Source organism: Type-F symbiont of Plautia stali (assembly GCF_059731105.1).
Genome location: NZ_AP035910.1, coordinates 241,595 through 267,670, shown reverse-complemented (window position 1 = coordinate 267,670; position 26,076 = coordinate 241,595). Strand labels below are relative to the sequence as shown.

Below are 26,076 nucleotides of genomic sequence, written 5' to 3'. Positions count from 1 at the left end.
GATAAAATGCCGTCAGCAGGCTTATCGCGGCAGATAGCCGTTTATCGCTGTGCGACTATAGAGGCAAAGAACTTCTCCTGCTGACGTTTACCACCCGGAAGGTTATCTGCTCTATGAACGCCTCTGCTGGCATCGCAATGAAGGTCATGGCTGCGCTGAGCTCCACGCTGATGCTGGCCTGTGTGAAACAACTGGATGGGGCGATACCGGTTGGCGAAGTGATCTTTTTTCGCTCGCTGCTGGCGCTGGTGCCGCTGTTAATCTGGCTGCGTATCCAGGGCAGCGTGCTGGACGGCATCCGCACCCGTAACATTCGCGGCCACGTTGTGCGTGGGCTGGCGGGGACCGGTGGGCTCTATTTCAGCTATCTTTCGCTGCTTTATATCTCACTGACCGATGCCACCGCGATCAACTATGCCGCGCCGCTGTTTACCGTGCTGCTGGCGGCGCTGCTGCTGCGTGAAAAAGTCCGTCATCACCGCTGTGTTGCCGTGTTTATGGGATTCACCGGCATTCTGGTCATGTTCTCCGGGCATCTCTCGCTGACGCAGCAGGGCAGCTTCTCGCTCTCCGCGTCGGCCGGGATCCTGCTGGCGTTAATGGCGGCCTTCTGTACCGCCTGCGCACTGGTTCAGATCCGCTTTCTTAACGGCAAAGAGAAACCGGGCGCTATTGCTTTCTGGTTCGCCATCACCACTGCATTAACGTCGCTGATTACGCTGCCTGCCGGATGGAAGGTGCCGCAGGGCAATCAACTGGCGTTGCTGGTGGGCTGCGGGTTGCTGGGCGGCATCACCCAGATTCTGATGACGCTGAGCCTGCGCTACGCCGAGGCCTCACTACTGGCCCCGTTTGACTACACCACCCTGATCTGGTCGGTGGCGGTGGGCTATCTGCTGCTGGGCAGCCTGCCGGACTCGGCCACCGTGGTCGGTGCGATCCTGGTGGTAACAGGGGGTCTCTACGCCGTGCTCTATGAGCGTTACCGTTTCCGCAAAACGCAGATGGCGAATGTCAGCTCATGATCTGCAGCGTCCGGCGCGTGTGTAAAGTGCGCAATGATAACGCAGCGTTAATAATTTGTGATCCCGGCGAGAGAAGCTCATTTTGTAATCGATTACTTTTACACTCAGACAAGGTAATCGATGACTTACGGGTGAGGTTCCTATGATTGCAACGGTGCAGGAGAGTGCAGGCCAGCGGGTGCAGCATAAGCTGCTGGTTCCGCGCCTCTCTCTGATGATGTTTATGCAGTTCTTTATCTGGGGCAGCTGGTCGGTGACGCTGGGCCTGGTCATGACCCGCCACAACATGCCGTTGCTGATCGGGGATGCCTTCTCTGCCGGGCCTATCGCCTCGATACTGTCGCCGTTTGTGCTCGGCATGCTGGTGGATCGCTTTTTCCCTTCCCAGAAGGTGATGGCGGTGATGAATCTGGCCGGTGCGATGATTCTCTGGTTTGTGCCACAGGCGCTTATGGCAGAGAACGGAGCGCTGCTGATCGCGCTCTTATTTGGCTACACGCTCTGCTTTATGCCGACGCTGGCGCTCGCAAACAACATCGCTTTTCACAGCCTCGCCAGCAGTGAGAAGAGTTTTCCCATCGTCAGGGTTTTCGGCACGATCGGCTGGATTGTGGCGGGGATCTTTATTGGCGTCGCCGCGATCGCCGACAGTGTGGCCGTGTTCCAGCTGGCCGCACTCTGTTCCGTGCTGCTCGCTCTTTACAGCCTGACGCTGCCGCACACGCCAGCGCCGGCTAAAGGTCTGCCGTTGAAAGTCCGCGATCTCTTCTGCGCGGATGCCTTTGCCCTGCTTAAACAGCGTCATTTCTTTGTCTTCGCCTTGTGCGCCACCCTGATCTCGATTCCGCTGGGCACCTACTACGCCTTCACCGCCTCCTGGCTGGCGGATGCCGGTGTCCGCAACGTCAGCACACTGATGTCACTGGGCCAGATGTCTGAAATTCTCTTCATGCTGATCATCCCGCTGCTGTTTCGCCGCCTCGGCGTGAAGGCGATGCTGCTGATTGGCATGTCAGCGTGGTTTGTGCGTTATGCCCTGTTTGCACTGGGCATGAGTGATGAGACGCGCACCCTGATCTACCTCGGCATTCTGCTGCATGGCGTCTGCTACGACTTCTTTTTTGTGGTGGGATTTATCTACACCGATCGCATCGCCGGTGAAAAGGTTAAGGGACAGGCACAGAGCATGGTGGTGATGTTCACCTATGGCATCGGCATGCTGCTGGGTTCGCAAATCTCCGGCGCGCTCTACAACCATCTGGTTGCGGGCCAGGTGAGTGCGCAGAACTGGGCGCTGTTCTGGTGGATCCCGGCGGGCGCCGCCGCGCTGATCGCGATTATCTTCTTCTTCTCATTCCGTTACCGTGAATAAGCGCTGGCGGCGCGCAGGAGCGACAGATGAAAACAGTTAAAGGGCCGGGACTCTTCCTGTCACAGTTCATTACCTCTCAGCCTCCGTTCAACTCGCTGGCCGGGCTGGCGGAATGGGCAGCGGGACTGGGATACCGGGCGCTGCAGATCCCCTGCCATCAGCCCGCCATTTTTGATCTTGAACAGGCGGCGGTGAGCCAGACTTACTGCGATGACGTGCGGGGGATGCTGGCCGATTCTGGCCTCGAAATCAGCGAACTGTCGACGCATCTCGAAGGGCAGCTGATTGCCGTCAATCCCGTCTTTGATAGCGCTTTCGATAATTTTGCACCGGCAACGCTGCGTGGCGATCCGGCCCGGCGCACGGAGTGGGCGATGACCACCCTCAGACGTGCCGCAGCCGCGTCGGAAAGGCTCGGCCTGCGCGCTCACGCCACCTTCTCCGGCTCGCTTGCCTGGCCCTGGTTCTATCCCTGGCCGCCCCACAATGCCGCGCTGTTTGCAGAAGCCTTTGCCGAACTGGCGCGCCGCTGGTTGCCGCTGCTGGACGTTTTTGACCAGCACGGTGTTGATCTCTGTTATGAGATCCATCCCGGCGAAGATCTGCATGACGGTGTCACGTTTGAACGTTTTCTGGCTGAGGTCAATCATCATCCCCGCTGCAATATCCTGTTCGATCCCAGCCATCTTCACCTGCAACACATCGATTATCTGCAGTTCATCGACCACTACCATTCACGCATCAAAGCCTTTCACGTCAAGGATGCGGAGTATCAGATTAACGGGCGTAGCGGGGTCTATGGCGGCTATCAGCCCTGGCTGACGCGCGCCGGGCGTTTTCGCTCGCCGGGCGACGGCCAGATAGACTTCGGCGGCATCTTCAGTAAGCTGGCGCAGTATGACTATGACGGCTGGGCGGTACTGGAGTGGGAGTGTTGCCTGAAGGCGGGTGAGACGGGCGCGCGGGAAGGTGCGGCGTTTATCCAGCGTCATATTATTCCGGTGGCCGATCGCGCCTTTGATGATTTTGCCGCGTCCGGTGAAAACCGCCCGTCAGTGCGTCAGCAGCTGGGGCTGGATCGCGACGCGTGAAGTGCGCGGATAACCGGAACCGCCCAGGATTAAAACAGGGAGCGCTATGTCTGTTCAGAAAATCGCCCGGATGGCCGGGGTGTCCGTCGCCACGGTTTCCAGAGTGCTGAATAACAGCGACCGGGTTAAACCGGCCAACCGGGAGAAAGTGCTGGCGGCGATAGAAGAGAGCCGCTATCAGCCCAATCTGCTGGCGCGACAGCTGCGCACCGCCCGCAGCTCGATGATTCTTGTGCTGGTCTCCGATATCTCTAACCCCTTCTGCGCTGAAGTAGTTAAAGGCATTGAGGCGCAGGCGGAGCAACAGGGGTATCGCATTCTGCTCTGTAATTCGGGGGCCGATATCGCCCGATCGCGTTCCAGCCTGCAACTGCTTTCCGGCAAGGTGGTGGATGGCATCATCACCATGGACGCTTTCAGTAAGCTGCCGGAGCTGAGTCAGCTGATTGGCGCTGCGCCCTGGGTGCAGTGCGCCGAACACGATGATGAGGGGCGGGTCTCCTGCGTCGGCATTGACGATCAGCGCGCCGCGCAGGCTGTGGTGCGACATCTGGCCGCCCGGGGACGCCAACGTATTGCGCTGATCAATCATGATCTGAGCTACAAATATGCCCGGCTGCGGCAGCAGGGCTACCTCCGGCAGCTGGAAGAGGAGCAGCGGGAATGGCAGAGAATCATCTGCGCCAGCGCGTTGAGTTTCAGCGCCGGTAAAGCGGCGATGCTTGCGCTGCTGGCCGGGGAGACGCGGCCCGATGCGGTGTTTGCCGTGTCTGACACGCTGGCAGCAGGGGCGATGGCGGCGATCCAGCAGGCGGGCCTGCGGATACCCGATGATATTGCCGTGGTGGGGTTCGATGGCAGCGACCTGGCGGAGATGGTGTCACCCCCGTTAACGACCCTGGCACAGCCTTCAGGCGTGATGGGGCGCCGGGCCTGCGAGCTGCTGCTGCAAAAAATTGCCCAGCCCGATGTGCCGCCGCAGCGGGTAGTGATGCCAGCTGAGCTGGTGGTGCGGGCCAGTGGTTAAAGATGCGGATTCCGGCATAATGACGTGAGGTGACGCGACAGCGGGGGACAATCCGGCATGAACCGGCTGCCGCTGGCAAGGCGCTCAGGCGGGTGAAAAGGGCGCAGTCGCGGCTGCGCCCTGTTTTGATCAGAGTGCGTTCAGGAAGGCCAGCAGATCCTGATTCAGCTGATCCTGATGCGTTACCGCAAAACCATGCGGCGCATTGTCATAAACCTTCAGTTCCGCCCCCTCAATCATCTCCGCCGCCACTTTGCCGGTAGACTCAAACGGAACGACCTGATCGTTGCTGCCATGAATCACCAGCGTTGGCACTTTCACCTTCGCCACGTCTGCACGAAAATCGGTTTCGGCAAAGGCCGTCACGCAATCCACGGTGCTTTTCAGCGAGGCCAGCAGGGCAATGTTCAGCGTCTGCGTCAAAACGCCCTCGGAAACGGTCTGCCCGGCGTTGGTGCCGTAGAAGGGGGTGGCAAACTCTTTGATAAACTGGGCGCGATCCTTAAGCAGGCCGTCGCGGATACCGTCAAAGACCGACATATCCACCCCCTGCGGATAGTCTGCCGTTTTACCGAAGATGGGTGTGACGGCACCCAGCAGCACCAGCGCCGCCACGCGATCGCTGCCATACTGGCCGATATAGCGCGTCACGTCGCCGCCACCCATAGAGAAGCCGACCAGCGTCACCTGCTGCAGATCCAGATGGGTGATAAGATCGTTGATATCTGAGGCAAAGGTGTCGTAATTATTGCCGTTCCAGGGTTGATCGGAGCGACCAAAACCGCGGCGGTCAAAGGCAATCACGCGATAACCGCGCCCGGCCAGGAAGTTCATCTGGCTATCCCACATATCCGCGTCCAGCGGCCAGCCGTGACTGAATAAAACAGGCTTACCGGTGCCCCAGTCCTTAAAGTAGATTTGCGTGCCGTCGGTTGCTTTAAAGGTGCTCATGATATTGCCCTCTGTCTGACGTGATGGATGATATGTCGGTGATGCGCCCGTTAAACCGGGGCCACCACCCGCTGAGACGGGTCGGCCTTACGCCCGCAATTGAATAAAGCTTTAACGTGATGCTCAACTGCTGAAAACGCCTCTCAGTCTGTATGCCGGCGGTTAAGACTCTGCATCATCAATAGTAATCCGGTATTCGGGATTCATCATGAGAGGGTAGCACCTGTATGGCTTTCGCCCCTGCAGAGTCTGTCCTGAATTCAGTGGTCCAGAGACGAGCAGATTAAGCAGAAATCTATTACAGGCTAAAGTCGGTTGACCTTTCTCATTCATCATCGAGTACGGAGATATGAGCTTTTCGTGTTTCTAGTTACAACATACTTTAAAGGTTTTCATCAGCCCACTGAAACAGTGTGCGGATAGGGTCACTTAGCCCGAAGGGGAAGTTCAGCGTAATCAACCCCCCTGAATGAAAGCGGTAAAAAGTCATTACATTTAAAAAAGCCTTAACTGTCAGCGATTAACCCCGATAAGCGTAGCGGTATTGATGGCGCGCTGGCTAATCCTCACTAAGCTTGTGAGGCAACCCTCTAAATTCAGGGGTATTTTTCCAGCCGAAAGCTATTCGCAATGTCGTCATGGGGCTTATATGAGTGAAAATTACTGCACTATTGTTTTCAATGGTGAACGGATGCAGGGCCTGGCCGACCAGCCGCTGATCGATTTTCTGGATGCCCAGGGAAAAAAATTGCCTCATGTCTGTTACCATCCGGCGCTGTCGCCCTTACAGAGCTGTGATGTCTGCTGGGTGGAAGCCAACGGTGAGCGGGTGCGGGGCTGTACGCTGCGAACCGAAGAGGGCTTAACGGTGCAGAGTGAAGGCCAGGTGCTGGAGGCGATGCAGCAGGAGGGGATGGATCGCCTGCTTAATCGTCATGAACTCTACTGCACCGTCTGCGAACACAATACCGGGGACTGCACGCTGCATAACGCCGTGGCCGATATGCACATTCCGATTCAGTACTATCCTCATCAGCCCAAGCCCTACGCGAAAGATCACTCTAACCCGTTTTACACCTACGACCCTGACCAGTGCATCCTGTGCGGCCGCTGTGTTGAAGCGTGCCAGAATGTCGAGGTTAACGAGACGCTCTCTATTGACTACACACAGGCGCACCCGCGTGTGCTGTGGGATGGCGGCACCGAAATCGCCGGTTCCAGCTGCGTCAGCTGTGGTCACTGCGTCACCGTCTGCCCCTGCAATGCGCTGCTGGAAAAAACCATGCAGCCCGATGCGGGGCCGTTCACGGCGATGGATGAAGGGCTGAAGCGCCCGCTTATCGACTTCGTCAAAGCGCTGGAGAGCAGCATTGGCATGGAGCCGATCACCGGCGTTTCAAAAATGGATGTGGCACTGCGGCAGTCGGAAATCAAACGGACCAAAACGGTCTGTACTTACTGCGGCGTTGGATGCAGTTTTGAAATCTGGACCCGCGATCGCCACATCCTGAAAATTCAGCCGGTGGCAGAGGCCCCCGCCAACGGTATTTCGACCTGCGTGAAAGGCAAATTCGGCTGGGACTTCGTGAACAGTCCTGAACGACTGACCACCCCGCTGATCCGTGAGAACGGACGTTTCCGGCCCGCCAGCTGGGATGAGGCGCTGCAACGGGTGGCAGAAGGGTTGCAGGCCGTGGCGCGGCGTCACGGCGGGGATGCGATTGGCTTTATCGGCTCCAGTAAAGCCAGCAACGAAGAAGCCTATCTGACGCAGAAAATTGCCCGGCTGATCTTCGGCACTAATAACGTCGATAACTCCTCCCGTTACTGCCAGAACCCGGCGACAGAGGGACTGTTTCGTACGGTGGGCTATGGCGGAGACGCCGGAACGATTGCAGACCTGCAGCAGACGGAACTGATAGTCCTGGTGGGCAGTAACCTCTCTGAAAACCACCCGGTCATCGCCTCTCACATCAAACAGAGTCACAAACATCGCGGTCAGAAGCTGCTGGTTGTCGATCCGCGCCGTCATGAAATGGCCGAGCGTGCCGACTGCTATCTGCGCATCCGTCCCGGCACCGATCTGGTGTGGGCCTCAGCGATGGCGAAATATATGTTTGACCACGGTTATGCCGATGAATCGTTTCTGGCGCAGCGGGTTAATCAGGTGGAGGCGTACCGGGCTTCACTGGCTCCCTTTACCCTGGCTTTTGCCAGCGAGATTTGTGGCCTGAGCGAACCGGCGCTGATCGAAGCCGCAGAGATGATCGGCCAGGCGGGCAGTGCCTGTATTTTATGGGCGATGGGCATCACGCAGCACAGCCACGGTGCAGACACCAGCACGGCATTGTCGAATCTGCTGCTGGTTACCGGCAACTATGGCCGGCCCGGCACCGGTGGCTATCCGATGCGCGGCCATAACAATGTGCAGGGCGCCAGTGACTTTGGCTGTCTGAGTAATCTCTACCCTGGTTATGAGAAAGTGACCGATCCGGCAATGCGTGAAAAATGGGCGCGTGCCTGGGGCGTGGCACCGGAAGCGCTCTCCGATAAAGTGGGGGCCGATAACTTTAAAATGGTGAAAGAGGCCGGAGACGGCACGATTCGCGCGATGTACATCACCGGGGAGGATACGGCGTTTGCCGATGCCGATTCCGCGTCGGTGCACGCTGCCTTCAGTAAACTGGAATTTTTGGTGGTGCAGGACATCTTTATGTCGCACACCGCCGAATTTGCCGATGTTGTTTTGCCTGGCTGCCCGAGTGTTGAAAAAGAGGGCACCTATGTCAACACCGAGCGGCGTATCCAGCACTTCTCTCCGGCGATGAAACCCCTGGGTGACAGCCGGCCTGACTGGCAGATCTTTACCGAACTCGCAGCCCGTCTGGGCCACCCATGGCACTATCCGAATCCCGGTGCGATCATGGCGGAGGCCGCAGGGATTGCAGAAATCTTTGCGGGCGTCAGCTATGAACAGCTGGTCGGCTGGCAGTCGCAGCTCTGGCCGGTGAGCGCGGCGGGCGAAAGCACTCCGCGGCTCTATACCGAGCGGTTTAACTTCCCGGATGGCAAAGCCCGGCTCTATCCGCTGAGCTGGCAGCCTCCCGCCGAGCAGGAGGATGCGGAATATAATCTGCTGCTGAATAACGGCCGGATGCTGGAGCATTTTCAGTCGATGAATCAGACCGGGCAGGGCGGACGCATGCTCTCACTCTCGCCCAACGCCTTTGTGGAGATCTCACCGGCGCTGGCGGCGTCGCGCAGCCTGACCGAAGGGGAGTGGGTGCGTATCACCTCGCGGCGCGGTTCGGTGGATGTGCCGGTTGTCATTACCGAACGTGTGGCCGGTCATATTCTCTTTATGCCAATCCACCACGGAAAGGATGGCGTTAATGCCCTGACCGGGGAACATCACGATCCTGATGTCAACACACCCGCCTATAAAGAGATTGCCGTCAATATGAAGCGCATTGACCGCCGGCCGCAGCCCGATCCGATGCCGCTTCACAACTTCCGGCACGGCAGCCGGACCCCACTCGATCATCTGCCCATTGAGCAAAAGTGGCAGCAGGCCGGCTATCGTGAGCCACCTGAACATGTTGAAAAACCGGAGAAATTTTAATGGCTGAACGGATAAAATTTCAGGTCACGCCTGCGCGAACCGAACCGACCGCCAGAGAGGCGATGGATGAGCTGATTGAAAATCTCCACCAGCACGGTTTTCTGCGCCTGGCGAACGATCTGGTGAAGTCGAATAGCGAGGTGGGTAAGATTCTGGTATCGGGTCTTAATCAGCCGGGCACGCAGAATGCCCTTCAGAACATTTCGCTGCTGATGATGACGCTGGGCAGCGTACCGCCCGAACGGTTCAATCATCTGTTGCAGGCGATCCGTGATGCGGCAATGGCCGTCAAACCGGCGCGGGAAGAGGCCCGTCAGGAAAAAGCCGCGCCGGGCATTCGCGGCATCATCCGTCTGCTCAATGATGAGGAGCTGTGGCGCGGCCTGCGACCTCTCCTGACGGCGCTGGATGTCTTCTCTCAGCAGATCGACAGGGAAGAGGAGAAGCCCATCACCCGTTTCAGCGGCAAACCGAGCCGGGAATAGTGCTTCCCGGCTGGCTCAGCGGGTCGGCGTGTAAACCAGATGACCCGCGATCCCACCGGCACCGCCATCTTTGGGGTGATTCATGCCATCGGAGACCGGCACGTCGGTGAAATCAAAGGGCGAAACCCCGTCCAGGCAGGCGACGTTCACGCCGAACTGATCGGGTTGCGAGCGGCTCTGATGGAAGGTGTAGATGCCGCAGATCGAGCAGAAGTAGTGTCCCACCTGTTTGCTGTTAAAGCGATATTCGGTGAGCTGCGCGTCACCCTGCGTTAACGCCACGTTAGTGGCAAATACCACGACTGCGCCGCGCATGCGGCAAAATGAGCAGTTGCAGCGGCGCACCGTGTTAAACCCATCTTTCAGCGTCACCCTGAATGCCACTGCGCCACAGTGGCATTGAGCCGTTAGTTCTTCGTGCATTGCCTTCTCCCGTGTCGTAATTCCAGCCAGCTTTCAGCCTACGCCAAAGCCTGAGTTTTGGCAGCCTCCGCGCCGGATTTGTTGCTAACACGGAGAGCGGGGGGGGGCAGCGCGGGGTAAAGTGGCTGCAGAGTGTGAACGCCGTCGCGGTTACCTCTCCAGCCTGACCCAGCGGCGGCCCGCCAGCACCGTCAGAGCCACTATGGTCAGGCCTGCGGCCAGATGCATGGAGAAGTCAATGGCATGCAGGTGGGTTTCATGGCATAGCGACAGCAGCATAGATGAGGTGAACGCGCTGCTGCAGCCGGTCAGGGCCAGACTGCGCGCCGGATGAAGTGACCGGGTGCGCTGCAGGGCAACCACAGAGATCAGCATCATCGGCACACTGGCAGAGAGCATAAACAGATAGCAGTGTATCCCTTCACCAAACCGGCCTGCTGCCGCTGGCGGTTCCGACGATGACATGTTGATCAGATTCAGCGCCAGCCAGATCGCCGTCAGCACCGCCGAACCGCGCAGGCTGAGGGGTTTCCTGCCCGCAATGCTCAGTGTAAAGGCTGCCGCCAGCATGTTGCCCGCGATGATAAGTGACAGTACCAGGCCGGTAAGCGCCAGTAACGCGCCGGGCTGTGACCAGTCTGTCTGCCTGGTGTGAAATGCCCAGCTGCTCAGCGCACCGCATGGCAGGGCCAGCGCGATCCAGCCCGCCACCCGCCAGGGTGTTGGCCACACCCGTCGTACCGGCTGCGCAGAGGCGCTGAGCTGATTGATTAACTGGTCATGATTTTTCATGATGACCCCGTCCATATTTACGAAGATTAACCATTGCGCGATGCAACAGGGATTTAACCGCAGAGAGCGACTGATGCGTTTCAGCGGCCGCCTGCGCCAGGCTCTGCTCACGCAGATGTACGGATTCAACAATTTCCCGCTGACGCAGCGGAAGGGTGTTCAGATAACCCGAGAGGATATCGGCATCGGCGGCGGTGTCAGCCCCGGCAGCAGGCTGGCGTTGCAGCACCTCCTCATCCTGGACTTCCTGACGTCGGCCGTGCTGACGCAGCGCATCAATGGTCCGGGCAGCAGTGATAGCCGCTACCCAGGGGAGGATAGGCCGCTGCGGATCGTAGGTATGCCTCACCCGGTGGATCGCCAGCAGCGTCTCCTGAATCACATCCTCAACCAGGGCCTCGTCGCGGATTTTTTTGGACACCAGCGCCCGGATGGCCGGAACCATCGCTTTCAGTAACTGGTTATAGGCCGCTCTGTCGCCCGCCTGTGCGCGTGCCATCAGCGCTGGCCACTGCTGTGCGCGCTGATCAGTTTCTGGCATCGGACATCAGCCGGTCAGCGCCCCAGGCGCGTGTTGGTTCAGTCGTTTCAGGTTTTCTTTCCTTTTTCCGTCGCCTTATCCAGCGCTGAAATGACAATACCCGGCGTCAGCACCTGTGGCAGCACTTCCGGTTTCCCCCCGTTGGCCGGGTAGACCACGTAGAGCGGAAGTCCGCCACGACCGAAGTCGCTGAGTGCCTGTTCCACATCAGGATTGTACTGGGTAGAGTCCGCCACCATGTAGATCGTACTGGTGCGCGCCATCGCGGCTTTTACCGCCTGCGTCGACAGCGAGGTGCGGTCGTTGACCTGACAGGTGATACACCAGGAGGCCGTGAAGTTCACTAAAATGGGCTTGCCCTGGCCTTTGATCGCGTCAACGTTTTGCGGTGACCAGGCAACGGCAGCGGCCGCCTGTGAGGCGGTATCTGTGTCGGCAGGCGCGGCGGCAAAACTGTTAAGGTTCATCAAAGGCACCACGACCAGCGCGAGGAAAATCGCGGTGGCAACATGCAGCATCCCGTGACGCTGACCCATCATACGGCGTTTCTGCGCCATGCCATACAGCCACGCTGCAAAACTCAGCAGCAGGCAGCAGGCCAGAATTGCGGCCAGAGCGGCTGAGCCTGCCTGACGTTCCAGTACCCAGATCAACCAGCCCACCGCGCCGAGCATCGGGAAGGCCAGGCCCTGTTTGAGCGTGTTCATCCAGGCGCCCGGTTTTGGCAGGATCCGCGCCAGTACCGGGAAAAAGGAGATCAGGGTGAAGGGGGCAGCGAAGCCCAGCGCCAGCGCGATAAAGATCACCAGGCTGACCAGCGGGGGCTGCGTCAGCGCATAGCCTACTGCGCTCGCCATAAAAGGTGCGCTACAGGGCGTGGCGACGATAATAGCCAGCGCGCCGGTCAGTGCCGACCCCACCAGACCACTGCGGTCGCTTCCCACGCCGCCAACCCGCTGTATCGACAGCCCGACTTCAAACAGACCGAGCAGGTTCAGCGCCGACCCCAGCATCACCAGAATCAGGGCAGCGATGACCAGTGGCGATTGCAGCTGAAAGCCCCAGCCCACCGATGCACCGCCTGCCCGTGCCAGCAGCAGCACCGCCGTCAGGGCGACCATGGTCACCACGACGCCCAGCAGAAACGCCACGCCTTCCGCTCTCGCGTGCGAAGGGGTGGCATGATGGCGGATCAGGCTCAGCGCTTTCAGTGAAATCACCGGAAACACGCAGGGCATGAGGTTCAGAATAATGCCGCCCAGAAAGGCGGCTGCAATCGCAGTCAGCATGATTTACCTGCTCAGATGATGAAGTTATGCCGGGTTGGCCTGACGATATTTCTTAACGGCATCCATGGCTTTCTGGATATGCGCGTCAGGGTTTTTATCGGTGTAGCTCAGCAGGATTTTTCCATCGGGCGCGATGACGTAAGAGGTGCGGTCTGACACCTTCTGCCCCTTCATCTCCATCGTGCTCTTATACTCTGCGGCAACTTTCGCACCCGGATCGGCGGCAACGGTAAATTTGTCACGGCACTCAAGCTGAGAGAACTTCGCAATCTGATCGGTGTTACCCGCGGTCACGCCAATGACGGTCGCACCCAGTTTACTGAACTCGTCGGTCGCTTCAGCAAAATCATGCGCTTCCAGCGTACAGCCCGCACTGAAGGCCGCAGGGAAAAAGTAGAGCACAACCGGGCCTTTTTTCAGGGCCTGTTGCAGTGAAAAGGTGGTGGATTTACCCGCCAGGGCCGCATCCAGTTTAAAATCTGGCGCTTTCTCTCCAGCCTGTAATGCCGCAAAGGCGGAGGTTGCCGGAACACTCAGTGCCAGCAGCGTCGCGACAGCCAGGGTTTTCAGGGTCTTTTTCATTGGCTTTACTCTCTCCATTGACGATCAGACGGGGTTGTCTGACGTCCCTGTTAACAGGTTCGTTTAAAACTGGAAAAAGTTGCGGCGTCTGAAAATTTTTTTATCGTTTTTTTAATCCACTGTTATTTGCCGGTTAAGTGAACAGTGGGTGTCATTCGCTGAATCGAGTAAAGCCAGGCCTGTTCAGTTTCACAAAATCCGTCGTGATTATTCATTTCCGGACGCTTTTTATGTGATTCAGCCCGCATTACTGTCGCTAAAACAGAGCCATTTCACGCCGGGTGAGCATCGTCACGTTTCTTTTAACCTTCAGTCAGTAAATTTTACTTATGTTATGAAAAAACGATTCAGCTAACGGAGCGATGAATGAAGATTAAACTGGCGTTAACGGTACTGGCGGTGCTGGTTTCAGGTTCTGCTGCGGCAAAAACCTGGGTGCTGACGAGTGCTGAACAGGGCACTGAGCAGGGAAACTGGCAGATTTCCAGCAGTGAGCTGAAGTTGCAGGGTAAACCGTTCAGCATCGAACAGAAAGTGCTTCATGGCGGTAAGCAGGAGGGCAGTAAGATCCTGACGATTCGCAGTCAGGATGGCCTGACCATTACGCTGAGTCCGACCCGCGGGATGAATCTGTTGCGCGTGGAAGGTTTTGGTTCCCGTATGGGCTGGGATTCTCCCGTGAAAGAGGTGGTCAACCCGGCTTACATCAATCTTGAAAGCCGTAATGGCCTGGGCTGGCTGGATGGCTTTAATGAGATGATGGTGCGCTGCGGCTATGAATGGACCGGTCATCCGGTGACGGACGAAGGGCGCATCTATACGCTGCACGGCAAAGCCGGTAACACACCCGTCTCTCAGCTGGAAGTTGAAGTGGCTGATGCGGCACCCCATGAGATTCGCATTCGGGGTCTGATTAAAGAGAGCACCTTTAAGAAAGCCGATTTGCAGACCCTGACCGAACTGCGCTATGTGCCGGGCAGTAACAGCTTCAGCCTGCACGATGTGCTGACCAACCATGCTGACTATCCGCACGACTATCAGATCATCTATCACAGCAACTTCGGCACGCCGATTCTGGAAGAGGGCGCACGCTTCCTGGCACCGATGTCCGGCATCAGTCCGTTCAACGACTATGCCAAAGCCGGATTAAAAGAGTGGCAGACCTATAAAGGTCCGACCAAAGATTTTGATGAGATGGTGTTTAACATCAAGCCGCTGTCGGACAGCAATCACCAGACCGTTGCCGCAGTCATCAATAAAGCCGGGACAGGCGGTGCCTCAATTCAGTTTGATACCCGCCAGCTGCCGCTGCTGACCCTGTGGAAAAATACCGACACCCTGAAACAGGGTTATGTCACCGGCATTGAACCCGGTACCAGTTATGCCTATCCGGTGACGATTGAACGTGAGCAGAAGCGCGTGAAGCAGCTGCAGCCGGGTGCAAGCACCGCGTTTGATCTGACTTACACCCTGCTGCACAGCAGCGAGCAGGTCAGTGACGTTGAGAAACGCATCAGGAGCATTCAGGGCAAGACGAAGATTGACGAGAGCGAGACGCCGATCGCGAAAGAGTAACGCGTGATTCTGACCCCGGCTAAATTGCCGGGGTTTAACGTTATGTATCAGCAGTGCCATTGCGAGAGCACACCGTTGGCCGATGCAAAGTTACTTATTCGGCAAAATTGCCGGAACTCATGAAGCCGAAAGTTGATGGGGAAAGATAACTCTGAAATACTAATAGTTATTAACTGATAGTAACCCGGAGGGAGTGTCATCATGCCAACAAGCGTAGCCCTAAGCCCTTATTTTGAAGCATTTATACGAGACCAGATAGAAAGCGGGCGATATAACAACACCAGTGAAGTGATCCGTGCGGGACTCAGAGCGCTTGAAGAACGTGAGCAACAGATGAAACTTGATGCTCTGCAAAAAGCAGTCAGCGCTGGCATAGAGAGCGGCGAGAGTAAAAACGCGGAAGAGGTGTTTAGTCGCCTTTCGCAGAAATATCGGCGGCAGGCCGAGGGTGGTAAAGCGTAATGAAACTGGGTCTGTCGCCTCTGGCAGAACAGGATCTGGAGGCCATCGGTGACTATATTGCGCAGGATAACCCGATCCGTGCGATAAGTTTTATGGAAGAACTGTATCAGCAGTGTCTGCTGATAGCGGAGTCCCCAGCTATCTACCGGGAAAGACCGGAACTGGGTCAGAGCATCAGAAGTTGTGCTTACGGACGATATCTTATTGTGTTCAGGGTGATGGATTACGAAGTACGTATAGAAAGATTTCTGCATAGCTCGCGGGATGTTATTACGCTTTTATCTGAGCGGGAGCCGCCAGAAAGCTAATTTTGACCGGACTAACTGAGTACATCACCGCTGAAATTAATCATAAAAACTCTTCCGGAGGTAACGCTACTGCCTCCATGTGACTAAAGAACCTGAACAGCAGGTGAGTTGATGTCGCATCGACCCCCCTGAATGTCTGAGAGACCTTATTTAACATAAGATAGATTATGCGCATTTAGCAGCCATCTGATTTTATGCCTGCGGCAACGCTGTCTCGTGCAGATGGCGCCATCGTATATTGCCATCATCCTCTGATTCAAACACCACGGTAGAAAAACGGAGCGTGGCGCTTTGTCCGGGAAGCTGCTGCCACTCTTTATAGACGACGGTGGCAGATTTTTCGCCTTCGGCAATGACCTGCATATCGCCGATATCAATGTTCAGGCCCGGTCTTGCCCCGCGCTGCGTGCGGAAAAAAGCGTTCAGAGCAGCAAAGTCCAGCACGGCGCCGCCCGGTGTCACCATGGAGAATGCAGGACTAAAACGGCCCAGCAGTTTCTCGCAAACGTCATCGTGAGCCGCTTCATCGCCGAGCCAGCGGCTGATCAGCGTATGGGCATCCAGAACTTCCTGACAGTAACGGTTCATTTTTCACTCCTCATTAAGTGCACTGACAACCTTTTGATTTGAAATACGAAAACAGCACAGCACAGGAACGACAGCGCTGCATGCTGCTATAACAAAACAGAGATGATAAGCGCGCATCACCGGGAAGCCTGTATTCACCAGCAGGTTAAACAGCAGGCTGACCAGTGTGACACCCAGGCAAAAACTGAGTTGCCGGTTGATATTCCATATGGCACTGGCATCAGCCAGATCGTTATGGGTGATTTGAATAAATGCAGAACTCTGAGCCGTGCTGCTACACAAGCTGCCACCCAATCCCATCAACGTGAATGCGATGACAAAAACAACGGCATCTGCTGTCTGGTCTGTCATTGCCAGCATACCAATGCCTGCAGCCTGCACCAGACATCCAGCGATAAACAGCGGGCGCGGTCCCCAGAGGTTAAATCGCCTGCCGGTCAGACTGATGGCGGCAAAGGAAGCCAGTGACCATGGCAGCATCAGTGCGCCCGCAAAGCCTGCGTGCATAGCAAGCTGGTTTTGCAGATAGAGCATGGTGAGCATACTGACCCCGGTGAACACCCCGGGTATGAACTGATAAATCAGCATGGCGGTCTGCAGAAGCGGCTCCCTGACAAGGTGCAGGTTAATCAGGGGATGGCGCTTTCCCAGCGCGTTCTTCACGTAGCCAGCCAGCGTTATCACACCCATAAGCAGCATCCCTGCCCCCAGAGCAAAGCGGTCAGCTTCACCCAGCGCGGTCAGCCCGAGAAGGATTAGCGTGAGCGCGGTACAGCTGCTGATTAAACCCACCAGGTCCAGAGCTTCAGATGATTCCTGCGCCCTCTCTGCTTTCAGCCAGCATGCCGCCAGGACAAACGCCACACCCGCGAGTGGCAGGCTGATCAGGAACACCCAGCGCCAGCTCAGGCTCTCAACCAGCACACCCCCCAACAGAGGCGAAAGTGCAGGTGCGAGCAAAGCTACCAGCATGACGGCAGACGATAACTTTGCGCGTTCACTGCTCCTGTAGAGCTGATAAGTCATCGTCTGACCCAGAGGGATCAACAGTCCACCACCGAGACCCTGGATGAAACGCCACAGGATGAGCTGAGCCATTGAGGTTGATGCGCCTGTGCCACAGGTGCCAGCCATAAAAACCAGCAGTGAAAGCATAAACAGGCGTCTGGACCCTATACGTCTGGCCAGCCAGCCACTCAGCGGGATGACCAGTGTCAGACCCAGGATGTAACCATTACTTATCCACGCCAGCTGGCTTACCGGTGCATCAAACTGTCTGCCGATCTCAGGGTATGCCACATTGGCGATAAACATATTCACTAAGTCGACGAAAAAACCCAGCAGATAAAGGCTGGCCACGCGCCCGCGATAACTCATATTTTTTCCGGCGTAGAGAACTGAAGGCACGCAGTATAGGGGGAGCCAGTATGGGGATAAATTCACTCCCGCTTGTTACACTGTCAAAATTATTTTGACAATGGTCTCATCCAAAGGAAGCACAATGATCAATATGCAGCGGCTGGGAATCTTCGTCGCCGTCGTCGGGGCTGGCAGTTTTACCGGGGCCGCTCAGACGCTCGGACTTACCCGGGCCGTCGTGAGCTTCAACATCAAACAGCTTGAAGAAGAGCTGGGTGTCTCGTTACTCATCAGAAGCACCCGACGTGTTTCAGCCACCGATACCGGCGAACGATTTTATCATCGCTGCCTTCAGCTGCTTCAGGATGCGGAAAGCGTGCTGGAGGATGTTCGCGGCGATCACACAGGATTAAGCGGCTCACTCAGGATTACGACTACCCCTGAGTATGGTGCGCGCGTCATCGTGCCAGCCCTGGCTGCGTTTGCGGAAAAACACCCTCAGCTGCGGATACAGCATGTGTCATCGTCTCAGACCGATGACCTTATTGCCGGGCGCTTTGATGTGGCGATACGTCTGGGTCATCTTGCCGATTCGACTCATCATGCGCGACGCCTCGATCAATTTGCGATTTATGCGGTCGCAGCGCCCTCTTACCTCAACACCCTGGCTGACTACGCCATCCAGAATCCCGAACAGCTCGCGTCAGCAACATGGATAGCGCACAGTCGTCTGTCGACGCCCTTAAGCTGGCAGATAGTGACCCCGGATGGAGAGAGTGTGCTTCTGAGCGCCCGTCACCCCGCCAGGATTGTCGCCGACAGCGCTTCATCTTTACGGGCTTTTGCGTTATCAGGGGCAGGTGTGGCGATCCTGCCTGAGTGGCTTGTCGCAGATGACATTGCGAATGGCGGATTAGTTCGCTTGCTGGCCGATCATCACTTTCCGCAGCAGGGGATTTATGCGCTCTACCCCAATACGCGCCATGTGCCTGAGAAAGTTCGATCGTTTATCGATTTCCTGCATCAGCGGCTCACGTCCCTCAGAGGATAATGGTCCGTCATTAAGCAAAAGTTAATACCGCATAAAAACCCGCTAACCCATTTATTACTATAAGATTTTGCTCTGGTTCAGTGCGGTTATTCGCTGGTGATGAGAGAACCCCCATGCTATTAAATCTGAGGTCACTATGACATTCACCTGACTCCGGGAAATAAACATGAAAAAGAACGTCTCTCTCGCGTTACTGTTTTCGCTCACTGCTTTCTCACAGGTGGCTCTGGCGCAGCAGACGCTGCGCTTCGGGGTTGACCCGACATTCCCCCCTTTTGAATCTAAGGCGGCAGATGGGTCGCTGCAGGGTTTTGACATCGATATTGGTAATGCCATCTGTGCACAGGCAAAGGTGAAGTGTCAGTGGGTGCAGATGGGGTTCGACAGCAGCATCCCTGCCCTTCAGGCGAAGAAATTTGATGCCATCCTGTCAGCGATGTCGATGACCGATAAGCGTCGCCAGCAGGTGGCTTTCAGTGACATGCTCTACAACACGCCCAGTGCGTTACTGGCACCGGCGGCCAGTAATCTGACGACCGACGTTGCCTCACTGCGCGGCAAGACGATCGGGGTGGCTCAGGGCACCATTCAGGAAACGTACGCCAAAACTAAATGGGAAGGCCAGGGCGTGAAAGTCATCTCATACCCTAATCAGATGGAGGTCTATCCCGATCTGGTTGCCGGGCGTCTCGATGGCAGCCTGGCCAACGCGGTCTCCGCTGAGCAGGGATTTCTCACCACTCAGGAAGGTAAGCCCTACGCCATTAAAGGCACCCTGGTGGATAAAGCGATATTTGGCGATGGTGTGGGTATCGCGTTACGCAAGGGCGATGATGCTAACCTGAAGATGATCAACGCGGCGCTGGCGGAGCTTCATCACAACGGCACCTACGACCAGCTGACCAGAAAGTACTTCAGATTCAGGGTTTACCCGTGACGGTCCCGCGCGACGATTGCAGGCGTCTGGAAACTATGGACTTGCCCGACTATCAGGTTCAGCGCGCACGCTTTCTGGTGGCTGCAGAGCGCACAGGTGCGGTGGTGACCTCTCACCGCCATCCCCTGCCTGGCCCGCAGGGCGAGGCGCTCTATACGGATGTGGCCCGACGGGGTCCTGCCGACGCGTCACGCGTGATGCTGGTTATCTCCGGCATACACGGCGTCGAAGGTTATTATGGTTCGGATTGCCAGATAGCCTGGCTGGAGACGCGCGACGAAAACGCGCTCCCTGCTGACACGGCGCTGGTGCTGGTGCATCTGCTTAATCCCTGGGGTGCGGCCCATCTGCGGCGCGTCAATGAAGATAATATCGATCTTAACCGTCATTTTATCGACTTCAGCCAGCCGCTGCCCGCTAACCCCGCCTACGCCGGGTTACACTCCCTTTATCATGGCGATCGTGACAGCGCTGATCGGCAGCTGGCCGAAGTCCTGCGTGACACCGGCTGGCTGGCAGTTAAACGCATTGCAGAAGCGGGGCAGTATACGTCTGCTGAAGGCTTTTTCTTTGGTGGAACACAGCCCGCCTGGTCCTTTAACACGATGGCGGAGATCGTTGCGCAGCATCTCTCCGTGGCGAAAACCATCATCAGCTTCGATCTCCACACCGGAGCCGGAGCCTGGGGCCATCCCATGCTGCTCTCCATTGCAGAGCAGCATTATGCCGCCCATGAGTGGGGCAAAGACATTTATGGCGAGTGGCTGACGCTGCTCTATACCGGTGCCGGGCGGGACAGCGCCACCGGCATTACGGCAACCGCGACAGGCTATCTGTCACAGTATCTGCTGACCTCCCTCACCGGCACGCTGATTTTACCGCTGGTGGTCGAATGCGGAACTTATGAAGGGGAAGAGATGCATCGGCGGGTGCGGGACGATCACTGGCTTCATCTCTCTGGCGACCCCGCCAGTGCAGAGGGCCAGAGGATCAAAGCAAACCTTGTCGAAGGATTCTGGCCCTGCGATGCAGACTGGCGGGCGTTAGTGGCTTTCCGCACGCAACAAATCTTTGAGCGCGGCTGGCGTGCTCTGATTTCACAGTCTGCCGTAAAAAGTCATCCGCGCGGTTTCGGATAGCGCAATGCCGGGCTGCGTGTTGTAAGCCAGCACCGCCAGCATGCGGGTCACCTCACCTTCGGTCGGGGTCACGCGGTGCAGGGCGTTGCGCCCGCGAAACAGCACCAGATCGCCGGGCTCAATCGCCAGGGCCTCGACCGGCTGGCGTTCATCCAGCACCGCCGCGACGCCTGCATAATTCATCTCACCGGCATCGGCATCCCGCAGATCCTTCACATACTGAAACACCCCGCCCGCTAGCGGTTTTTGCACCAGCAGGGTGATAGCAAAAGAGGAGTTGTCAAAGTGCCAGCCCAGCTCCTGGCCGTGAGGCGCATAATGCAGGTTAATAGACGAAAGCGGATCGGCATAGGGATAGAGCGCGTCCTCTCCCAGCACGTCGCACAGGAACTGTTTGAACAGCTCATCCGTATAAAGCTGACGCAGCGGGGAGTCGGTCGCGATAGCGTCATCGGTAATGCAGCCTTTGGTGCTGATCACGTCACGATTGCGCGGATGATCGGCGCTGAAGGCCGCATCAGGTTTCATCAGATAAACGTTATGTTTGCTGAGCGTGTGATAAGCCAGGTGACGCTGCGCGTTGCCCTCCTGAACTATCGCTTCCAGAGCGGCGGTCTGTAAGAACTGACGCAGGACCAGCGCCCCAGCGTGATTTAATTGTTCACGACAGCGGTGACGCCAGCCGCGATCGGCCAGCGGATGAAGATCGAGACGAACCAGGGAGTCAGTCATAGCAACAGTTCTCATCATGAGCAGGAGTGATGCTACTCTACCTGTCGCCTGGTAAGCCTGTGTAACGATAAAAACTTAATACCCTGATAAGGAAGCGTTAATGCCTGCCCACTTACCCCGGTTGCCCAAAATCAGTGTTATCCAGTCCTTTAAAGTGGCCGCCGAACTGGGCAGCCTGGCGAAAGCGGCGGCCCAGCTGGCATTGACGCCGGCGGCGGTGAGCCAGCAGATTCGTCAGCTGGAGGAGCAGCTCGGCAGTGCGCTCTTTTTACGCACCCAGAGCGGCGTGATGCTGACTGATACCGGCAAGGCCTATCTGCGCTACGTCACCGAAGCCTTCGATATCCTGCACCTGGGTCAGCAGAATATCCGCCATGCGGCGAAAGCGCCGACACTCACGCTCTATGCCTTACCAGCGCTGGCGTCCAAATGGCTGTTGCCCCGGCTGGCGAGCTGGCGCGCCTGTTGCCCCGATAGCGATCTGTCGTTACACGGCACGCACGCGCAGGTTGATTTCACGGCGATGCCTGCAGACTTCGTCATCTGCTTTGGCGAAGATCGCTATCCGCAGCTGGACAAACAGTGGTTATTCCATGATGAGGTGCTGCCGGTTGCCAGCCCCGCCTTACTCCAGCGCTATACGCCAGAAACGATCTTCCGTCAGGCACCTTTAATTCACCTCGACTGGGGCAATGAGGGCCGGTTTCTGCCGGACTGGCGAAGCTGGTTTCAGGCCAGAGGCGTGGACGAACCGGCTCCGCAGCCCGCATTCAGTTTCAATCTGACCTCGCTGGCAATTGATGCTGCCGTGGCGGGGGCCGGTCTGCTGCTGGGGCAGCGCCGCCTGATCGCGGCGGAGCTGGCGCGGGGCGAACTGGTGATTGTCGACGATTTCAGTCTGCCGCTGAGCAACCCCTATTATCTTGCCTGGCCGCAGCGCACGCTGAGTCAGCCGGGCAGCGAGGCGCTGATTACCTGGCTGCGTGAAGCGGTCGCAGGCTAAGAACCTTTCTGCGTGACAGGTGACCCTGTCACGTAGGGCTGTTAAGACCGATCTTCAAGGATGATGGCCACCCGCTGTCCTGCCCGCACGGCGCTGCCCGGCTGCACGCTGACCTGCTGAATCACCCCGTCACAGGGGGCCAGCAGCGGAATCTCCATTTTCATCGATTCCAGCACCACCAGCGTATCGCCTGCCTTCACGCGGCACCCCGCTGCCGTCTGAACCTGCCACAGGTTGCCGGAAACCGGACTTTCAACGCCCTGCTCCCCGGCCTGAAGCGGCGCGTCTCCCGTTTCCGCCACCTCACTCTCCTGCGTGGTGTAATGTGCCTGTCCGCTGGCTATCCAGCGGTCACGCTCAGCATTGAACGCCTGTTGCTGATGTTGACGAAACGCGCTGATGCTCCCGGCTTCACGGTCGAGGAAATGCTGATATTCCGCCAGCCGCAGCGTGCCCTGTTCTATGCGCAGCGGATAGCGTCCTACGGGAAAATCGCGACGGATCTGCAGCAGCTCATCAGCCGAAACCGGATAGAAACGAATCTGGTCGAAAAAGCGCAGCAGCCAGGGCTTACCTCCAAAATCGGCGACATCGCGATAGCGATTCCACATCTGCAGCGTGCGGCCAACAAACTGATAGCCGCCAGGCCCTTCCATGCCGTAGACACAGAGATAAGCCCCGCCAATGCCCACCGAGTTTTCGGCTGTCCAGGTGCGTGCCGGATTATATTTCGTCGTGACCAGACGATGGCGGGGATCCAGCGGTGTGGCGACGGGCGCGCCGAGATAGACGTCGCCCAGCCCCATCACCAGATAGCGGGCATCAAACACCGTCTGCCATACGGCTTGTTTATCCGGCAGATCGTTGATCCGGCGGATGAACTCCAGGTTGTCCGGGCACCAGGGGGCGTCCTGCCGCACGGTGGTCATATATTTTTCGACCGCTTTCTGACAGGCGGGATCGTCCCAGGAGAGCGGCAGATGCACCACGCGCGTCGGCACCTGAAGGTCATCACTTGTGCAGACCCCCTCCCACGCCTCCCGCACCCACGCCAGCAGCGCCTCCGGGGTCAGGGTTTCCGGCTGGAAATGGATCTGCAGGGAGCGGATGCCGGGCGTGATATCAACGACCCCCGGACGGGATTGCGCTTCCATCGCCTGCATCAGCGCGTGGATGCGAAAACGCAGCACCAGATCCAGTTCCGGCTCGCCAGCTTCCAGCAGCAGATGCGTATCGCCTGAGAGACGCGCCACCAGACGCTTATCCTTTTCACCGCAGGTCATCACGACAGGCGACGTGAGCGGTGCCGGCTGCCAGGCGATCGCCTGTGGCTCGAGCGTTGCCAGCTCGGCACGTCCTCCTGCGGCCAGTCGGCGGGCGGTGGGAATATCCACCGCCACAAACTGCACCTTATCCCCGGCTTTAAGCTGCCCCAGCTGCCAGAGGTCTGCTTCGATGACCGTCACCGGGCAGACGAAGCCGCCCAGGCTGGGGCCATCGGGGCCGAGAATGACCGGCATGTCGCCGGTGAAATCCACTGCGCCAATCGCGTAAGGATTATCATGAATGTTGGAAGGATGCAGTCCCGCCTCACCTCCGCTCTCGCGAGCCCAGATTGGCTTCGGTCCAATCAGGCGAACACCGGTACGGCTGGAGTTGAAGTGCACTTCCCATTCGGTGGCAAAGAAAGTCCCGATATAGTCGGGCGTAAAAAACTCCGGCGCGCCGTGGGGGCCATAAATCACCCTCAGTGTGCGCACCGCGGCCAGCCCCGTGCAGAGCGAGGCGGGCAGTGCTGTGCCCGTCACGTCTGCCGGGCGCGGTGCCAGGTGAAGCACATCGCCGCTGCGCAGCGCCCGGCCTCCGTGTCCGCCGAACTGACCGAGCGTAAAGGTGCTTTTGCTCCCCAGATAATCCGGCACCTGAATCCCGCCGCTCAGGCAGAGGTAGCTTCTGACGCCTGAACCTGCGATCGCGCCCAGCTTCAGCGTTGAGCCTGCCGGAACAGCAAAGACGGTATTCATCGGCTGATCGACCCCCTCCAGCGTGACGGGGAGCGGCGCTCCGCAGACCACCGCCTGCACATCGGTATTCAGTTTCAGGGTCGGGCCGTTAAGGGTGATCTCCAGCGCGGCGTCGCCCTCAGCGTTGCCCAGCAGGCGGTTGCCGAAGCGCAGCGCGCGGTCATCCATCGGTCCTGAAGGCGGCACCCCCACCGCCCAGTAGCCCAGACGGCCGGGATAGTCCTGCACGCTGGTCTGGGTTCCGGCACTCAGCACCTCCAGCGTAGCCGCCTGATAACTGAGCTGCTCCAGACAGCGGGTCCAGGGTTCCCCTGTGGTGAATGGCGCAAAAGCCAGTATCTGCAGCAGATAGAGGCGATTGGTCTCGACGCCATATAACCGGGTTTCCGCCAGCGCCTGAGCGAGCGTGGCAATGGCTTCGTCGCGAGTGGGACAACAGGCGATGGTTTTCGCCAGCATCGGGTCGAAAAAGGGCGGCACTTCACTGCCCGCCTCTACCCAGCGGTCGATACGCAGCGTCTTTCCTCCGGCTGGCGGAAAAAAAACATCGGTCAGCAGACCGGGTGATGGCTGAAACTGCCGTCCCGGATCTTCCGCGTAGATCCGAGCCTGAATGGCGTGGCCCTGTGGTTTCAGCGTGGCGGCTAAACGATCCAGCGGCGGGAGCTCCCCGGCGGCCAGTTCGATCATCCACTGCACCAGGTCAACCCCCCACACCTGCTCGGTGACCCCATGTTCGACCTGAAGGCGGGTGTTCACTTCCAGAAAATAGAAGTGCTGCGCCGCGCTGTCATAGACAAATTCCACCGTTCCGGCGCTGCGATAGTTCACCGCTTTGCCCAGCGCGATGGCGGCGGAACAGAGTGCCTCTGCCATGCCGTCAGGCAGATTGGGTGCAGGTGTCTCTTCAATGACTTTCTGATTACGGCGCTGAACCGAGCAGTCACGCACGCCGAGCGCGATCACTCCGCCTTCGCCATCACCGAAAATCTGCACCTCAAGGTGACGGGCGCGTTCGATATATTTTTCGAGAAAGACCCCGGCATCGCTGAAGTTGTTCTGGCCAAGACGCTGCACCGTGTCAAACGCGTCGGCGAGTTCATCCTCATCGCGGCAGACGCGCATACCGATGCCGCCGCCGCCTGCGGTGCTTTTCAGCATGACCGGATAGCCAACCTGGGCCGCTGCCCGGCGGGCTTCATGGCGGTCTGCCAGCAGTTCACTTCCCTCCAGCAGCGGAACGCCTTCGGCTTTCGCCAGCGCGCGTGCCGTGTGTTTCAGGCCGAAAGTACGCAGCTGCTGGGGCGTGGGGCCGACAAAAATCAGGCCCGCCGCCTCACACGCCTCGGCAAAGGCGGCATTTTCCGAGAGGAAACCGTAACCGGGGTGGATCGCTTTCGCCCCGCTCTGCCGTGCGGCGGCGATGATTTTCTCCACCACCAGATAGGTTTGCGCGGCGGGCCCGTCGCCCAGGCTGATCGCGCTATCCGCCTCACGGATATGCAGGCTGCTCAGGTCAGCCTCAGAGTAAACGGCGACGCCTTTCACCTGCATGGCGTGCAGGGTACGCAGAATGCGGCAGGCGATCGCGCCGCGATTGGCAATCAGTAACGTATCAAACATAGGTGATGCTCACAGGGAGGCGGGTCGTCCCGCAGAATTCGCTATTCCCTGGGGCCGTCCCCGGGGATGACCGGC

Annotated in this window: 23 protein-coding genes; 13 read left to right on the top strand and 10 right to left on the bottom strand. The window is 57.9% G+C overall.

The window, feature by feature from the left end; genetic code table 11:
- Positions 1 to 113 precede the first annotated feature (113 nt).
- The 4 genes from AC6I7A_RS20745 (at position 114) to AC6I7A_RS20730 (ending at position 4,515) form a co-directional block, all read left to right on the top strand.
- A complete protein-coding gene (locus tag AC6I7A_RS20745; protein WP_058957826.1) occupies positions 114 to 1,025 on the top strand; it encodes a DMT family transporter in 912 nt (303 codons plus the stop codon).
- 142 nt (positions 1,026 to 1,167) lie between these two features.
- The gene (locus tag AC6I7A_RS20740) at positions 1,168 to 2,397 is read left to right on the top strand and encodes an MFS transporter (RefSeq protein ID WP_058957827.1); all 1,230 of its coding nucleotides are present in this window, start codon (positions 1,168 to 1,170) and stop codon (positions 2,395 to 2,397) included.
- A 26-nt stretch (positions 2,398 to 2,423) separates the two neighbouring features.
- The gene (locus tag AC6I7A_RS20735; protein WP_058957828.1) at positions 2,424 to 3,488 is read left to right on the top strand and encodes a TIM barrel protein; all 1,065 of its coding nucleotides are present in this window, start codon (positions 2,424 to 2,426) and stop codon (positions 3,486 to 3,488) included.
- Positions 3,489 to 3,534: 46 nt separating this feature from the next.
- Positions 3,535 to 4,515 carry a LacI family DNA-binding transcriptional regulator gene (locus AC6I7A_RS20730; RefSeq protein ID WP_058957829.1) on the top strand — a complete coding sequence of 327 codons (981 nt, stop codon included), beginning with the start codon at positions 3,535 to 3,537 and terminating at the stop codon, positions 4,513 to 4,515.
- A 129-nt stretch (positions 4,516 to 4,644) separates the two neighbouring features.
- Here the strand turns inward: AC6I7A_RS20730 and AC6I7A_RS20725 are convergent, their stop codons facing one another.
- Positions 4,645 to 5,466, bottom strand: coding sequence for an alpha/beta fold hydrolase (locus AC6I7A_RS20725; RefSeq protein WP_058957830.1), 822 nt, complete (start codon positions 5,464 to 5,466; stop codon positions 4,645 to 4,647).
- A gap of 649 nt (positions 5,467 to 6,115) precedes the next feature.
- Here AC6I7A_RS20725 and fdhF point away from each other — a divergent pair.
- Both fdhF and AC6I7A_RS20715 read left to right on the top strand, forming a co-directional pair.
- The gene (gene fdhF, locus AC6I7A_RS20720) at positions 6,116 to 9,088 is read left to right on the top strand and encodes a formate dehydrogenase subunit alpha (RefSeq protein WP_498004886.1); all 2,973 of its coding nucleotides are present in this window, start codon (positions 6,116 to 6,118) and stop codon (positions 9,086 to 9,088) included.
- On the top strand, positions 9,088 to 9,573 hold the full coding sequence (locus AC6I7A_RS20715; RefSeq protein WP_498004885.1) for a helical membrane plugin domain-containing protein: 486 nt from the start codon (positions 9,088 to 9,090) through the stop codon (positions 9,571 to 9,573). The genes fdhF and AC6I7A_RS20715 overlap by 1 nt, the downstream gene beginning before the upstream one ends.
- Before the next feature lie 15 nt (positions 9,574 to 9,588).
- Here AC6I7A_RS20715 and AC6I7A_RS20710 read toward each other — a convergent pair whose 3' ends face one another.
- From AC6I7A_RS20710 to AC6I7A_RS20690, 5 genes are all read right to left on the bottom strand, one after another.
- Positions 9,589 to 9,996: a GFA family protein gene (locus AC6I7A_RS20710; RefSeq protein ID WP_033736762.1), complete on the bottom strand. Its 408-nt coding sequence runs from the start codon at positions 9,994 to 9,996 to the stop codon at positions 9,589 to 9,591.
- Positions 9,997 to 10,146: 150 nt separating this feature from the next.
- Positions 10,147 to 10,788: an NrsF family protein gene (locus tag AC6I7A_RS20705; RefSeq protein WP_058958093.1), complete on the bottom strand. Its 642-nt coding sequence runs from the start codon at positions 10,786 to 10,788 to the stop codon at positions 10,147 to 10,149.
- Entirely contained in the window at positions 10,775 to 11,329 is a 555-nt protein-coding gene (locus AC6I7A_RS20700) for a sigma-70 family RNA polymerase sigma factor (protein ID WP_058958092.1), read from the bottom strand. The genes AC6I7A_RS20705 and AC6I7A_RS20700 overlap by 14 nt, the downstream gene beginning before the upstream one ends.
- Positions 11,330 to 11,376: 47 nt before the next feature.
- Complete coding sequence (locus AC6I7A_RS20695; RefSeq protein ID WP_058958091.1) at positions 11,377 to 12,618, bottom strand: protein-disulfide reductase DsbD family protein; 1,242 nt, start codon at positions 12,616 to 12,618, stop codon at positions 11,377 to 11,379.
- 24 nt (positions 12,619 to 12,642) lie between these two features.
- Positions 12,643 to 13,200 carry a peroxiredoxin gene (locus tag AC6I7A_RS20690; protein WP_009092991.1) on the bottom strand — a complete coding sequence of 186 codons (558 nt, stop codon included), beginning with the start codon at positions 13,198 to 13,200 and terminating at the stop codon, positions 12,643 to 12,645.
- A gap of 366 nt (positions 13,201 to 13,566) precedes the next feature.
- Between AC6I7A_RS20690 and AC6I7A_RS20685 the strand changes: the two genes are divergently transcribed.
- The 3 genes from AC6I7A_RS20685 (at position 13,567) to AC6I7A_RS20675 (ending at position 15,545) form a co-directional block, all read left to right on the top strand.
- Positions 13,567 to 14,775, top strand: coding sequence for an aldose 1-epimerase family protein (locus tag AC6I7A_RS20685; protein WP_058958090.1), 1,209 nt, complete (start codon positions 13,567 to 13,569; stop codon positions 14,773 to 14,775).
- Between the two features lie 201 nt (positions 14,776 to 14,976).
- Positions 14,977 to 15,237 (top strand): type II toxin-antitoxin system ParD family antitoxin, encoded by a 261-nt coding sequence (locus tag AC6I7A_RS20680; RefSeq protein ID WP_009092989.1) that lies wholly within the window; start codon positions 14,977 to 14,979, stop codon positions 15,235 to 15,237.
- Positions 15,237 to 15,545, top strand: a complete 309-nt coding sequence (locus AC6I7A_RS20675) for a type II toxin-antitoxin system RelE/ParE family toxin (protein ID WP_009092988.1) — start codon at positions 15,237 to 15,239, stop codon at positions 15,543 to 15,545. The genes AC6I7A_RS20680 and AC6I7A_RS20675 overlap by 1 nt, the downstream gene beginning before the upstream one ends.
- A 192-nt stretch (positions 15,546 to 15,737) precedes the next feature.
- Here the strand turns inward: AC6I7A_RS20675 and AC6I7A_RS20670 are convergent, their stop codons facing one another.
- Both AC6I7A_RS20670 and AC6I7A_RS20665 read right to left on the bottom strand, forming a co-directional pair.
- On the bottom strand, positions 15,738 to 16,133 hold the full coding sequence (locus AC6I7A_RS20670; RefSeq protein ID WP_058958089.1) for a hypothetical protein: 396 nt from the start codon (positions 16,131 to 16,133) through the stop codon (positions 15,738 to 15,740).
- A 3-nt stretch (positions 16,134 to 16,136) separates the two neighbouring features.
- Complete coding sequence (locus AC6I7A_RS20665) at positions 16,137 to 17,510, bottom strand: MFS transporter (protein WP_058958088.1); 1,374 nt, start codon at positions 17,508 to 17,510, stop codon at positions 16,137 to 16,139.
- A 124-nt stretch (positions 17,511 to 17,634) separates the two neighbouring features.
- Here AC6I7A_RS20665 and AC6I7A_RS20660 point away from each other — a divergent pair, with 124 nt between their 5' ends.
- The 3 genes from AC6I7A_RS20660 to AC6I7A_RS20650 all read left to right on the top strand — a co-directional run bounded on the left by AC6I7A_RS20660 (position 17,635) and on the right by AC6I7A_RS20650 (position 20,619).
- Positions 17,635 to 18,543, top strand: a complete 909-nt coding sequence (locus AC6I7A_RS20660) for a LysR family transcriptional regulator (RefSeq protein WP_058958087.1) — start codon at positions 17,635 to 17,637, stop codon at positions 18,541 to 18,543.
- A 166-nt stretch (positions 18,544 to 18,709) separates the two neighbouring features.
- Positions 18,710 to 19,480 (top strand): ABC transporter substrate-binding protein, encoded by a 771-nt coding sequence (locus AC6I7A_RS20655; protein WP_058958086.1) that lies wholly within the window; start codon positions 18,710 to 18,712, stop codon positions 19,478 to 19,480.
- A 35-nt stretch (positions 19,481 to 19,515) separates the two neighbouring features.
- Positions 19,516 to 20,619 carry a DUF2817 domain-containing protein gene (locus AC6I7A_RS20650; RefSeq protein ID WP_058958085.1) on the top strand — a complete coding sequence of 368 codons (1,104 nt, stop codon included), beginning with the start codon at positions 19,516 to 19,518 and terminating at the stop codon, positions 20,617 to 20,619.
- Here AC6I7A_RS20650 and AC6I7A_RS20645 read toward each other — a convergent pair.
- Entirely contained in the window at positions 20,578 to 21,351 is a 774-nt protein-coding gene (locus tag AC6I7A_RS20645) for a HalD/BesD family halogenase (protein ID WP_058958084.1), read from the bottom strand. The genes AC6I7A_RS20650 and AC6I7A_RS20645 overlap by 42 nt on opposite strands.
- A gap of 100 nt (positions 21,352 to 21,451) precedes the next feature.
- On the opposite strand from AC6I7A_RS20645, the gene AC6I7A_RS20640 reads away from it, so the two are divergent.
- Entirely contained in the window at positions 21,452 to 22,354 is a 903-nt protein-coding gene (locus AC6I7A_RS20640) for a LysR substrate-binding domain-containing protein (RefSeq protein ID WP_058958083.1), read from the top strand.
- A gap of 41 nt (positions 22,355 to 22,395) precedes the next feature.
- On the opposite strand, the gene uca is transcribed toward AC6I7A_RS20640, so the two are convergent.
- On the bottom strand, positions 22,396 to 26,001 hold the full coding sequence (uca, locus tag AC6I7A_RS20635; RefSeq protein WP_498004884.1) for an urea carboxylase: 3,606 nt from the start codon (positions 25,999 to 26,001) through the stop codon (positions 22,396 to 22,398).
- Positions 26,002 to 26,076 lie beyond the last annotated feature (75 nt).

Coding starts and splice junctions, on each gene's coding strand:
- AC6I7A_RS20745 (WP_058957826.1), top strand. CDS start 114: ATGAACGCCTCTGCTGGCATCGCAATGAAGGTCATGGCTGCGCTGAGC.
- AC6I7A_RS20740 (WP_058957827.1), top strand. CDS start 1,168: ATGATTGCAACGGTGCAGGAGAGTGCAGGCCAGCGGGTGCAGCATAAG.
- AC6I7A_RS20735 (WP_058957828.1), top strand. CDS start 2,424: ATGAAAACAGTTAAAGGGCCGGGACTCTTCCTGTCACAGTTCATTACC.
- AC6I7A_RS20730 (WP_058957829.1), top strand. CDS start 3,535: ATGTCTGTTCAGAAAATCGCCCGGATGGCCGGGGTGTCCGTCGCCACG.
- AC6I7A_RS20725 (WP_058957830.1), bottom strand. CDS start 5,466: ATGAGCACCTTTAAAGCAACCGACGGCACGCAAATCTACTTTAAGGAC.
- fdhF (WP_498004886.1), top strand. CDS start 6,116: ATGAGTGAAAATTACTGCACTATTGTTTTCAATGGTGAACGGATGCAG.
- AC6I7A_RS20715 (WP_498004885.1), top strand. CDS start 9,088: ATGGCTGAACGGATAAAATTTCAGGTCACGCCTGCGCGAACCGAACCG.
- AC6I7A_RS20710 (WP_033736762.1), bottom strand. CDS start 9,996: ATGCACGAAGAACTAACGGCTCAATGCCACTGTGGCGCAGTGGCATTC.
- AC6I7A_RS20705 (WP_058958093.1), bottom strand. CDS start 10,788: ATGAAAAATCATGACCAGTTAATCAATCAGCTCAGCGCCTCTGCGCAG.
- AC6I7A_RS20700 (WP_058958092.1), bottom strand. CDS start 11,329: ATGCCAGAAACTGATCAGCGCGCACAGCAGTGGCCAGCGCTGATGGCA.
- AC6I7A_RS20695 (WP_058958091.1), bottom strand. CDS start 12,618: ATGCTGACTGCGATTGCAGCCGCCTTTCTGGGCGGCATTATTCTGAAC.
- AC6I7A_RS20690 (WP_009092991.1), bottom strand. CDS start 13,200: ATGAAAAAGACCCTGAAAACCCTGGCTGTCGCGACGCTGCTGGCACTG.
- AC6I7A_RS20685 (WP_058958090.1), top strand. CDS start 13,567: ATGAAGATTAAACTGGCGTTAACGGTACTGGCGGTGCTGGTTTCAGGT.
- AC6I7A_RS20680 (WP_009092989.1), top strand. CDS start 14,977: ATGCCAACAAGCGTAGCCCTAAGCCCTTATTTTGAAGCATTTATACGA.
- AC6I7A_RS20675 (WP_009092988.1), top strand. CDS start 15,237: ATGAAACTGGGTCTGTCGCCTCTGGCAGAACAGGATCTGGAGGCCATC.
- AC6I7A_RS20670 (WP_058958089.1), bottom strand. CDS start 16,133: ATGAACCGTTACTGTCAGGAAGTTCTGGATGCCCATACGCTGATCAGC.
- AC6I7A_RS20665 (WP_058958088.1), bottom strand. CDS start 17,510: ATGAGTTATCGCGGGCGCGTGGCCAGCCTTTATCTGCTGGGTTTTTTC.
- AC6I7A_RS20660 (WP_058958087.1), top strand. CDS start 17,635: ATGATCAATATGCAGCGGCTGGGAATCTTCGTCGCCGTCGTCGGGGCT.
- AC6I7A_RS20655 (WP_058958086.1), top strand. CDS start 18,710: ATGAAAAAGAACGTCTCTCTCGCGTTACTGTTTTCGCTCACTGCTTTC.
- AC6I7A_RS20650 (WP_058958085.1), top strand. CDS start 19,516: ATGGACTTGCCCGACTATCAGGTTCAGCGCGCACGCTTTCTGGTGGCT.
- AC6I7A_RS20645 (WP_058958084.1), bottom strand. CDS start 21,351: ATGACTGACTCCCTGGTTCGTCTCGATCTTCATCCGCTGGCCGATCGC.
- AC6I7A_RS20640 (WP_058958083.1), top strand. CDS start 21,452: ATGCCTGCCCACTTACCCCGGTTGCCCAAAATCAGTGTTATCCAGTCC.
- uca (WP_498004884.1), bottom strand. CDS start 26,001: ATGTTTGATACGTTACTGATTGCCAATCGCGGCGCGATCGCCTGCCGC.